Source organism: Latilactobacillus sp. (genome assembly GCF_033176295.1).
In the GTDB taxonomy this organism is placed as follows: Bacteria; Bacillota; Bacilli; order Lactobacillales; family Lactobacillaceae; genus Latilactobacillus; species Latilactobacillus sakei.
This window is the reverse complement of sequence record NZ_JAMQEX010000010.1, coordinates 68,846-78,006: the sequence shown is the minus strand read 5'-3', so window position 1 is coordinate 78,006 and position 9,161 is coordinate 68,846. Positions and strand designations below refer to the sequence as shown.

8 protein-coding genes and 1 other annotated feature are annotated in these 9,161 nt (G+C 42.2%); of the genes, 3 read left to right on the top strand and 5 right to left on the bottom strand.

Features of this window, described 5'->3' with window-relative positions; translation table 11 throughout:
* Positions 1–123: 123 nt before the first annotated feature.
* From ade to NDN60_RS06425, 3 genes are all read right to left on the bottom strand, one after another.
* Positions 124–1,866 carry an adenine deaminase gene (gene ade, locus NDN60_RS06435; RefSeq protein WP_011375362.1) on the bottom strand — a complete coding sequence of 581 codons (1,743 nt, stop codon included), beginning with the start codon at positions 1,864–1,866 and terminating at the stop codon, positions 124–126.
* A gap of 15 nt (positions 1,867–1,881) precedes the next feature.
* Entirely contained in the window at positions 1,882–3,240 is a 1,359-nt protein-coding gene (locus NDN60_RS06430) for an NCS2 family permease (RefSeq protein ID WP_056947514.1), read from the bottom strand.
* A 193-nt stretch (positions 3,241–3,433) separates the two neighbouring features.
* On the bottom strand, positions 3,434–4,618 hold the full coding sequence (locus NDN60_RS06425; protein WP_056947516.1) for an acetate/propionate family kinase: 1,185 nt from the start codon (positions 4,616–4,618) through the stop codon (positions 3,434–3,436).
* A gap of 152 nt (positions 4,619–4,770) precedes the next feature.
* Positions 4,771–4,888, top strand: a sequence feature (ribosomal protein L10 leader region).
* 45 nt (positions 4,889–4,933) lie between these two features.
* On the opposite strand from NDN60_RS06425, the gene rplJ reads away from it, so the two are divergent.
* Entirely contained in the window at positions 4,934–5,437 is a 504-nt protein-coding gene (rplJ, locus tag NDN60_RS06420; RefSeq protein WP_016265659.1) for a 50S ribosomal protein L10, read from the top strand.
* A gap of 64 nt (positions 5,438–5,501) precedes the next feature.
* Positions 5,502–5,870, top strand: a complete 369-nt coding sequence (gene rplL / locus NDN60_RS06415; RefSeq protein ID WP_056947518.1) for a 50S ribosomal protein L7/L12 — start codon at positions 5,502–5,504, stop codon at positions 5,868–5,870.
* A 366-nt stretch (positions 5,871–6,236) separates the two neighbouring features.
* On the opposite strand, the gene phnX is transcribed toward rplL, so the two are convergent.
* Both phnX and NDN60_RS06405 read right to left on the bottom strand, forming a co-directional pair.
* Positions 6,237–7,034 carry a phosphonoacetaldehyde hydrolase gene (gene phnX / locus NDN60_RS06410; protein ID WP_011375357.1) on the bottom strand — a complete coding sequence of 266 codons (798 nt, stop codon included), beginning with the start codon at positions 7,032–7,034 and terminating at the stop codon, positions 6,237–6,239.
* Positions 7,035–7,521: 487 nt separating this feature from the next.
* Positions 7,522–8,061 carry a dihydrofolate reductase family protein gene (locus NDN60_RS06405; RefSeq protein ID WP_011375356.1) on the bottom strand — a complete coding sequence of 180 codons (540 nt, stop codon included), beginning with the start codon at positions 8,059–8,061 and terminating at the stop codon, positions 7,522–7,524.
* A 134-nt stretch (positions 8,062–8,195) separates the two neighbouring features.
* Between NDN60_RS06405 and NDN60_RS06400 the strand changes: the two genes are divergently transcribed.
* Positions 8,196–9,158 carry a hypothetical protein gene (locus tag NDN60_RS06400; protein ID WP_099769176.1) on the top strand — a complete coding sequence of 321 codons (963 nt, stop codon included), beginning with the start codon at positions 8,196–8,198 and terminating at the stop codon, positions 9,156–9,158.
* Positions 9,159–9,161 lie beyond the last annotated feature (3 nt).

Below are 9,161 nucleotides of genomic sequence, written 5' to 3'. Positions count from 1 at the left end.
ATAATCCTGAACAACTTTCATTTTTAACTCTTTAGAATATTTGGTCAATATAAAAACCCCCGGTATTGGATTTTGGTCCAATATCGGGGGTTCACTTCATGAACGCTTTTTTTATGCCGTTGATTAGGCGTTGATATCAATAATTTCAAATTTAGTCACATCAACTAAGCCTTTATCGGTAATCCGTAAGTTTGGAATTACATCGAGTGGCATAGCGCCGAGTTTCATAATCGGATCAAATTGGGCAGTGACGTTGAGTTGTTCATGACAAATGGTATTAAATGCTTTTTGATGGGCGATGAGTGAATCAATTGGTTCAGTACTCATTAAACCACCAATTACAAATGGAAGGGTTGCGATTACCTGACCATTTTGAACGGCAACACCGCCACCTTGGCAAGCTTTGAGTGCATCGATGGCAACGACCATATCAGCGTCGTTGGTACCAACAACGACTAAGTTATGGCTATCATGACCGATGCTGGTGGCAATCGCACCATTTTGAAGTCCGAAGCCGCTTAAAAGGCCAACACCGACGTTGCCGGTTAAATGATGTCGTTCAACCACGGCAACTTTAACGATATCTTCGCTAGGCTTGTAGTGGAAATCACCCTCTGCATCGTGTGCAACAGGTAAGACAAGGTTTTGAGTACGACTAATACTTTGTAAGCCAATCACGTGGGCTTTATCGCTGGTGAGATTGAGTTTTAATTGGTCAGCTGAAAAATTGTCGAGATGAACGGTTTCTAGAAGATCATCAAAGCCGGCGACGGAATCGTCAGTCGGTAATAAGTAAGCGCCGTTTGCGGCAATCTTTTGACCGTCAATAAAGGTTTGGTTAACGTTGAAGTGTTCGAGGTCGTCGACCAATAAGAAATCAGCTTTGAGACCAGGTGCAATACCACCACGATCGCTGAGTCCGGTACATTGAGCTGTGTTGATGGTGGCCATCTGAATGGCGGTTAGCGGATCAATCCCGTTTTGAATGGCGACACGAATGCTTTCGTCCAAGTGGCCAGTTTCGCGAAGGGTAACGGATTGTAAATCGTCACCACAGAGGCAACAAAAGCGTGCATTTTGAGGTGTAACACCTTTTAAAAGTGTCGGCATATTCTTTGAAACAGTGCCGTAGCGGAGATAGACGTACATACCGCGACTGATACGATCGAGCATTTCATCAACTTGTGTACATTCGTGATCGTTGTGAACACCTGCGGCTGCATAAGCGTTGAGCCCCTGACCGTGTAGTGCGGGTGAATGGCCATCAATCATTTTACGGGCGTTCAGCGAAACTAATAATTCATCTAAAACACCATCGTCGGCATTGACGACGCCGGGATAGTTCATGAATTCGGCAAGGCCATAGGTTAGTCCTTGGTCGTAAGATTGCTTAATCTCATCTGCGGTAATGACAGCGCCAGATGTTTCGAGGGTTGGATTCGCGGCGGGAACGCAAGATGGCATCGTGTACTTAATGTCGAGTGCTGTGTTTTTGGCAGAAGCAACCATGTATTCAAGGCCGCGCATACCGGCGACGTTGACGATTTCGTGGGGATCGGCGAGAATGGTGGTGGTCCCATGCGGTGTCACGAGTGAGCCAAAAACGGCGGGTGATACGTTAGCTGACTCGATGTGAATATGAGGATCAATCAAACCGGGTACGACGTATTGACCGTGTGCATTAATAACATTATCGGCTGTATAAGCTGCGTCAATCCCCAGAAAACGGCTATCCGCGATAGCGAGAGTGCCTTCGATGATCCGGGCATTATAGACATCGACAATTTTAGCGTTTTTAATGATCGTGTCGGCTGGTTTGCGACCGGCAGCTTGATCGATGAGTTGCTTTAAAGTTGATTTATCCATATTAAAAACTCCTTTTTATTTACCGGGTAATTCGTGCATTGTAAAGAGTAAGACTAAGAATAAGAGGGCAGCAACGTACATAATCGGGTGCACTTTTTTACCCTTACCAGCCGCAATCATTGTGATGGGGTATGAGATTAAACCAAAAGCCAAGCCGTATGAGATATTGTAGGTTAATGGGACACAAAGGATGATCATAAAAGCAGGGAATGCTGTTTCAAATTCAGACCAATCGATGTTGGCGATTGATTTAATCATGAATGAGCCAACGATAATTAAAATGGGAGCAGTTACTTCAGATGTTACAACTGCTAATAAAGGCGAGAAGAATAAACTAAGAGCGAACATGATGGCGACAACGACTGCGGTAAAACCGGTACGGCCACCAACGGCGATCCCAGTTGAAGATTCAATATAACAAGCAGTTGGTGTTGAGCCAAAAACGGAACCGGCGATCATTGATGTTGAATCTGCGAAGAGGGCTTTGCCGACTTCTTTGGGCATTTTGTTATCTTTGATGAAGCCAGCTTGTTGGGCTAAACCGATCACGGTCCCGGTTGTGTCGAAGAACACGCTGAAGAAAAAGACGAGAACAACGACCGCCATTTGAACCGAGAAAACATCCTTAAGATGAATGAGAGACACACCGAAAGTTGGTGCGAGGCTAGGAATTGAAGAAACGACACCGGTGGGCATTGCGATTAAACCGGTAACGACACCCATGATGGCAGTAGCGGCTAACCCAATGAAGAGGGCGCCAGGAATTTTACGAGCGAGTAAAGCGACTGTTAAGATTAGGCCGAAGACGGTTAACCAAACATGCGGATTAGACCAGTTAGTGATGGTAACGAAAGATTTGGCGCTGGCAACCACCAGACCGCCTTGCTTTAAACCGGTAAAAGCGATGAATAACCCAATACCAACGGCCATCGCAGATTTGAGATTGGCGGGAATCGCGTTAATGACCACTTCACGAACTTTTAAAACAGTGACGAGCATGAAGAGTAAGGAAGCAACAAAAACACCGGCTAAAGCTGTCTGCCAAGGAATGCCCATGCCTAAAACAACAGAGTAGGCGAAAAAGGCGTTACTACCAAGTCCGGGGGCAACTGCGATTGGGTAGTTGGCAATGAGGGCCATTGCTAAACAACCAACGATACCGGTAAGTGCTGTGGCGACGAAGACGGCGCCTTTATCTAAACCAGCGTCCCCCAAAATTGTGGGGTTCACGAATAAAATATATGACATCGCGATGAAAGTTGTAATCCCGGCGATGATTTCAGTCTTAAGGGTTGAACCACTTTCCTTAATTTTGAATTGGTGTTCTAACCAATTCGTTCGTGTTTCTGATATAGAATCAACTCTCTTATCCATAATGCACCTCTTAATTTATTTGAAATAAGAACTATTGCCTTATTGTACACCAAAAGGTTTTATTTTTTAAGACTAAATACGAAAAATCATAAAAATAATACGATTAAAGTTCGTTTATTAATACAAAAGCGAATTATTTAGGTACAAAAATAAGCATTTAAGGTGTAAAACCTTAAATGCTTATCGATTAAATTTAAACGAGTGCTTTAACTTGTTTGGCAATCGCTAATTCTTCATTAGTAGGAATCATCAAGACCTTGATAGCTGAATCGTCGGTACTAATTTGACGCGCACCATGGCCTTGTTCATTACGTTCTGGATCAATCTTAACGCCTAGAACGGCTAAGCGGTCGCAGACATCAGCGCGCATTTTAGCATCATTTTCACCAATTCCGGCTGTGAAAGTAATGACATTGGCACCGCCAAGTTCAACGTAGTAGCTACCGATAAACTTAGCAGCAGAAGTGATGAACATATCATAAGCTAATTCGGCACGAGGATTAGTTGCCAATGATGATTGGATATCACGCATATCAGCAGAAATACCTGAAACGCCGAGAATTCCTGATTCTGTATTTAAGAGCGTGATGATTTCGTCAGCACTCTTATTTAATTCATTCATTAAGAAGGGGACAATAGCAGCATCTAACGAACCAGCACGAGTGCCCATTGGAAGACCTTCAAGTGGGGTGAAGCCCATTGATGTATCGACTGGTTTGCCATTTTGGCTAGCTGTGATTGAAGAACCACCACCAAGATGTAGGGTGATCAATTTTAAATCTGCGACTGGTTGGTTTAAAAAGTCAGCTGTTTCTTGTAAGATATAGCCGTGACTAATACCGTGTTCGCCGTATTTACGGATTTGGTATTTTTGGCTATCTTCATAAGGAAGTCCATAAAAACTGGTTGCATCTGGCATATCTAGGTAGAATTGACTATCGAAGACAGCGACTTCTGGTACTGAAGTTGGTAGAATGTGCATTAAAGTTTCAATGCAATCCACTTGCACGGGGTTGTGTAATGGTGCATATTTATCGAGTGCTTTGAGAGTTGCCAAATTATCGGCAGTGATTAACGTTGATTTTTCAAATGTTGTTGCGCCGGCAACCACTCGGTGACCAACTGCGACAATGTCGCTAGGAGAGTCAATAATGGCATTGTCTTGTAATTGTTTCAGTAAACGAATAACGCCATCTTCATAGGTTAGATTAGCGATTGCGACCTGTTCTTTTTGGCCGTTGAATTTAAAAGTAAAGCGCGCTTCAGGGGTGTTCATCCGTTCCATCAAACCGCTAGCCACTAAGCTTAAATCGGTTTGTTGAAATAGTTGCCACTTTAGGGATGAACTACCAGCATTGATAACTAAAATATTGTTCAAAAAGAAACACCTCTACTATCTTAATTTTCTTGAATAGCTATATTTTATACGCTCTTTTCAGAAAAATAAAATAAGTATAAAGTAATGCTGCTATAATAAATATTTATAGTTAAATTAGCATTGACGGCATGCTTTTTACATGCTATATTTGTAGTTGGTTATTTATGCTACCGAAGACTCAGGTGCCAATAGGCTTAATATCCTGCCGAGGAAGATACGTTGAAATCCCTCTCTATGTCTTGGTGGACATGGAGTTTTTTATTTTATAAGAGACTCTTGACCACAAGTTTTACAAATCTAATGGAGGTGAATCAATTGAGCGAAACAATCATTGCAAAAAAAGCACAAATTGTTGACACAGTTGTTGAAAAATTTAATAACGCTGTTTCTATCGTAGTTATGGATTACCGTGGCTTAACAGTAGAACAAGTTACTGAATTACGTAAACAATTACGTGAAGCTGGCGTACAAATGGAAGTTGTTAAAAACACTTACTTGCGTCGTGCAGCAGACAAAGCTGGTTACGAAGGTTTAGATGAAACATTCTCTGGCCCTACTGCAGTTGCATTTTCTAACGAAGATGTTGTTGCACCAGCTAAGATCATCGCTAACTTTGCTAAGAGTGCTGATGCACTTGAAATCAAAGGTGGTATGATCGAAGGTAAAGTGGCAACACTTGATGAAATCAACGCCTTGGCTACATTACCAAGTCGCGACGGTTTATTATCAATGTTACTTTCTGTATTACAAGCACCAGTCCGCAACGTCGCATATGCTGTTAAAGCAGTTGCCGACAGCAAAGACGAACCAGCTGCATAATTTAAAATTGTGTAGTTAAAAGTGTTATCAAAAAAATATTACCCATAAAATGGAGGAAACAAAAATGGCATTAGACGTAAATGCAATTGTTGATCAATTAAAAGAATCATCAATCTTAGAATTAAACGACTTAGTTAAAGCAATCGAAGAAGAATTCGGTGTTTCTGCAGCAGCTCCAGTAGCAGCAGCAGGTGCAGCTAGCGCAGACGCAGCAGCTGAAAAAGACAGCTTTACTGTTGAATTATCAGAAATCGGCCAAGAAAAGGTTAAAGTTATCAAAGCCGTTCGTGAAATCACAGGCTTAGGCTTGAAAGATGCTAAGGGCTTAGTTGATAACGCTCCTTCAGCTCTTAAAGAAGACGTTTCTAAAGACGAAGCAGAAGAAATGAAAGCTAAATTAGAAGAAGTTGGCGCTGTCGTTAACTTGAAATAATTTCCTTTATTTCTAAGAGAACTCCACATTTGTGGGGTTCTTTTTTTATAGCTTATTTCATCGGCTATTCGTTTACCATAAGCCCCGTTGATGGCAATCATCAGACAGCCATAAGCTTGTTGCTCCTTTTTAGGAAGCACCGTGTTAAGAACCGCTTCGACGCCGTAGCTGCCACTGCCTTGTAATAAAACGGTGGTGTAGGTGTCTAACTTGGCTTGGGCGAGTGCGACTAATTGTTGGCGGATATCTTCGGTGATGGCGAGGTAGTCTTGATCCCAGGTGCTAAGGTCGACTTGCATAGCTTCTTTAACGGCAGCTGATTGCTGAGTGGGCCGAGGGTTAAAAGTAAATACGGCTGGTTCATGATTAGGCGTGCTCCTTTTGTGGTGTTTGGTATTTTGCAAGAATGGCGGGTAGTTCGCTGAGATTATGAATAACATAGTCAGCACCAGCCGCTTTGAGGGTTTTAGTGATTTCTGCAAATTTAGCAAGCCGTGTTTTTTGAGGCAGGTCGATGAGTTTGGCTTGGCTTAAACCAAGAAGGCTACTACTTTCGATAAGGCCAACGGTTAAGACGCCGGCATTTTTGCCTTCTTGCATATCAATAACGGTGTCACCGACTTTAACGACTGTTTGCGGGTCGGTGATATTGAACGCAGTCATGATGTGGTTAATCATATCGGGTGCTGGCCGACCAGCAGCGACGTCTTCTTTTGAAACCATCAGTTCGGGATGATAACCAAGTAGTCCTGCTTGCTTAGCGGCGATTGCGAGCATTGCTTTGGTGTAGCCGGTCGTTGTCGCGATGTGGATATGATGTGCTTTTAAATAAGTTTGGACTTGAAGAACTGCAGGGGTCAGTGTTGTTTCTGTACTCAAGCGATTGAGCAAGAATTGTTCAAAATAGTTAAAGAGTTGCAATTGATCGGCATCGGTTATCCCGCGTTTGTATTTTGCAAACCAAGCACGTTGTACCTCTGGCATTTTAGCGAGTTTGGCAATGTGTTCATGTTTTTCGATGCCCATATCCTGTCTAATTCTGTCGGTATCGATTTGGATGCCGGCAGCGTTAAACGCACTTTGAAATGCTAATACTGGATCTAAACTGCCAAAATCGATTATAGTCCCTGCCCAATCAAAAATGACGCATTGAATATCCGTCATGTGAAAAAGCCTCCTTATGTCGTTGCAATATTGAAGTACAAATTCAGTATAGGGAAACTTTGTAAATCTCCAGCGCGTTTTCAGTAAACGTTCTGTAATGGAATTGAAAACATTAGGTTCTCTCAATTTGGTAATTGTCAATGACACTGATTAATATGAGGGAGGGTGGCCAAATAAAAAACGCCCAAGACAAATTGTCTTGGACGTATGGCGGTTAAGTTAGTGCTTGAACGCACTCAGATTGTAACGTGCTTTTCAATGTACATGCTTGCGTTTAGCACCGCTAGTCAAACAACCGATTGCATCGGTCGTTCGCCTATCTATGCTAATGCTCAGAACATAACCGCATTGAACGCACTCAGATTTAAAACGTGCTTTTCAATGTACATGCTTGCGTTTAGCACCGTCTATCAAATAAGTGACAGGGTCACTTATTTGATAGACTAAGCTAATCCTCAGCATGTGTCTACATTGAACGCACTTCGTTTTAATAATTAATTTTATAGGTTAGTTCTACGAATTGGCCTAGTTGGCGGGTTTTACTTAATTCTAATGGCATGTCCGTTAAGTGGGTGCTGATGAGGGAAATACCGTCGCCTAGTAAAACGGGAGCGATGGTGATGATTAGTTCGTCTACTAATTGGGCTTTCAAGAGCATTGTGAATGTTTCAGCGCCACCAACTAACCAAATATTGCCACCATCTTGTGCTTTTAATTGGCGGACGAATTCTGGCACATTACCGGTGACCACATTGGTGCGGTCGGCGGTATCGTGGAGTGTTTTAGAAAAAACATAACTTTGTTTTTCCTGATAAGGATAGGTCCCAGCCAGTTTGATACATTGTTCATAAGTTTTACGGCCCATAATAATGGTATCGACACCTTGGTAAAAGCTTTGAATAGCGGCATCGGATTCTGATGAATTAAGTGCGGATAGCCAAGCGGTACTGCCATCTTTTTCAGCAATAAAGCCGTCTAAACTTTGCGCGAGATATAAAATCACTTTGCGGTGTTCTGGTTCTGTCATGGTCAACACATCCTTTTAGTTTGGTTACCTACAGTATACCAAATTAAAACGCTTTAATCTGGTTTGAACCGTTGGTAATTTAGCGTGATTTAGCTTATCATGATAAGAATAGATGTTGTTAAGGGAGCGTAATCATGACAGAAAATGACTTTTCACCAGAGATTCAAAGTTTAGTTGCACAAGTACAGGCTAATTATCCACAACCGATTAAGATTCGGGTTGCACAAGAAGCTTCTGGGATGTTAAAACACGACCAGGCACAACGCGTGATGAATGACGATGGCAGTTTGGCAATCTTATTAACAGATGCGACAGCTGTGGATTATTCATTATCACACGAACTACTCCATTTATTATTGTTATCGACCGGTTTTCCACAGGTTTTGGAAGATGTGACGACTGAAAATGCCCAGTTAGATGAACAATTAATGGCTACTGGGATGACATTGTACAATGCGGCAGTCCATACCATTATTCAACAAGAACAAGTGGCCCACGGTTTTGTCGATACCGAAACCAAACAAGCCTATCTAGAAGGTTTCCGCGATAATATGACCCCTGAAAAAGATGATCCAGACAACCAATGGGTGATTTACCGCGTCTTAACGTTATTGGATGCACTTGTCTTTTTCGATGGCGGTAATCAACAGTTGGATAACCAGTGGACAACCGATTATCCAGTGGCTTATCCACAAGCCCAAATTTTATACCAAGTTTTACAACGGAAAACAATCGATTCACCGTTCACATTACGCCGAGCTGTGATTAACTTGTGGGTTGCATTTGACCGCGTGTTAGAGACGCTTGGTTTTGCGGCCACTAACTTACAACAATTATTGACGCTAACACCGGTTTTGAGCGAACGCCAATTGCGTTTAGATGTGCGCCAAGTTTATGATATTCTTCATTCAGACCACTTGTTAGCTAATAAAACGCAACAAATGGCCTATGTTGGCATTGGTAAAAGTGATCAACAAAATGCGTTTGTCTTGAGTGTTTCTGATAAAGAAGCAACACCAGAATATTTCCAACGCTTATATGATTTATCAGTCCGTGATTTCTTAAATGAAATTGAAATGCCTTATTCACTACGTTAATTG